The 1,784-nt window shown below is 62.9% G+C and carries 3 protein-coding genes; all 3 read right to left on the bottom strand.

All coding sequences use genetic code 11. From position 1 onward, the window contains the following. On the bottom strand, positions 1–192 hold a 192-nt coding region (locus tag ACESL9_RS17785), incomplete at its 3' end, for an AAA family ATPase (RefSeq protein WP_372675405.1). A gap of 251 nt (positions 193–443) precedes the next feature. Next, positions 444–1,469, bottom strand: a complete 1,026-nt coding sequence (locus ACESL9_RS17780) for a DUF4236 domain-containing protein (RefSeq protein WP_372675404.1) — start codon at positions 1,467–1,469, stop codon at positions 444–446. After that, on the bottom strand, positions 1,466–1,784 hold a 319-nt coding region (locus ACESL9_RS17775), incomplete at its 5' end, for a hypothetical protein (RefSeq protein WP_372675403.1). The genes ACESL9_RS17775 and ACESL9_RS17780, both read right to left, overlap by 4 nt.

Raw genomic sequence — 1,784 nt, 5'->3', positions numbered from 1 at the left:
ATTCGCCCGCGCCATGTTTACCACCTGAAACGGCGCCTCCTCGCGCAGGCCAGCCCAGGTGCTGGCCGAGGCTTGCTTGTCGGCGTCGATCAAAAGCACCTTTCGACCCAGTCGGGCCAACTGCGCCGCGACATTCACGGCCAGCGTGGTTTTGCCGACGCCGCCTTTCTGATTGAGGAACGAGATGATCATGCGCAAAGACTCTCACAATGCAGGGTATGTGTAAATGTAAAAACCCACATTTGAGCATATCTAGGAATGTGGCAAGAGCTCTTTGGCATGCTCGAAGCCTCTTGGTTTCAGATGGCTTGGGGCTCAGGCACCACCCTGCACCTGCGCGCGGTTCTTGATCGCTACGGACACTGGAGCAGCAGATGCGCACGTCTTGTGTAAGCGGCTCACTGCAGAGCGGACAAAATCACAGGACTTCAGGCCCAAGATCATCATCCCCCGACGCCAAGCCGTTCGGCCACATCCTCGAACCCCGGATCAGCCGCGTAGATGCGCTCGAACTGCTGGCGCGCCCGGGCGCGCTGGCCGGTCTCATCGTACAGCACCGCCCGGTCGTAGCGGATCTGATGCAAGAGCCCATCGGGCCGGTCCTTGCGGCGGCGGTTGGCCAGGGTAAACACATCTATCGCGGCATCCGGCAGGCCCAGTGCGGAGAGCGCACGGCCGCGATAGAGCAGGATCGCAGTATCGACCGGGGTCTTGTTCTCCACATGCACCGTGGCGCGCACCACCCGGTCCATGAGGGAGCGATCGCCGGGCGTGTCGAGCGCCAGTTCCACGAAGGACAAAAGCACCACCGGATCGGTCGGGTCGAGCTCCATCAACCGCTCGACATGCGCCATGGCGTCATCATGGCGGCCCTCGATCTGCGCGATTTCCAGCAGGGCCAGCCGTGTGCCCCGTTCGCGCGGGAGGATGTGGGCGAAGATATCCTCGGTGATCGGCAGGCTGGCTTGCGCAGCGATCTCGTATTTCTCTAACAGCGCGCCCAGATCGTCGAGCCGACCCAGAGCATGGTCGAAATGGACCTTGGCAGCGCCGAACTCCTCACGGCGCAGCCGGATCAGCCCCGCCATCCAGGCAGCGTCGGGCAGATCGCGCGCCTCTTCCAGCGCTGCAAGCGCCGTGCCCTGATCGCCCTCGTTCAGCGCGCGGATGCCGTCGACGAGGCGCTTCTCCTCCGCTGGGGTAAACATCCGCTGGAAGAATCCCAGGGTCAGCCGGTCCTGCGCCGCCACCTTCGGCGCAGGGGCCGCGCCGCCGCGGCCAGCCCGCTTGCGATCATGAACGGTATAGAACAACCCCGTCCCGGTAAGCCCTGCCGTCGCCCGATTGCCGCGCGGGCTGATGGTGTATTTCGCGCCCTGCGGCCCAATAGACAGCGAAGCCATTGACTTCGACAGGTTAAGGGTCACGCCCGGGGCAAGGTGGATGCGGCGCCAGAAGCGGAAGCTCATGCGATCACCCGCGTGACATCAGCCAAATCTTTTTCAACGCAGTCAGTAATCGCACCACCTCGAAGCTCAGTCGTCACATTGCCACTCGTCACGAAGGCCCTCTGCTGTTGACCATCTTTCAGGAATGCCGCGCGACGCCGCGGATCGCACTGAACACATTTTACAGGCCGATGAAACCGACTTGCAATGAAACTGGTTGCGGGAGCTCGCATTGGACACTGTTTGTCTCGATGTCGAGCAGCTTGAGCACCCGGCACGAAGACCATGGGGCCGCCGACGCGCTCCCTCATGAAGCTGGCGGCGGCGGCCCCCTGG

This window comes from Aquicoccus sp., assembly GCF_041686535.1.
Classification (GTDB): Bacteria; Pseudomonadota; Alphaproteobacteria; order Rhodobacterales; family Rhodobacteraceae; genus Aquicoccus.
The sequence above is the reverse complement of the archived record's forward strand: the minus strand, read 5'-3'. Positions and strand labels throughout refer to the sequence as shown.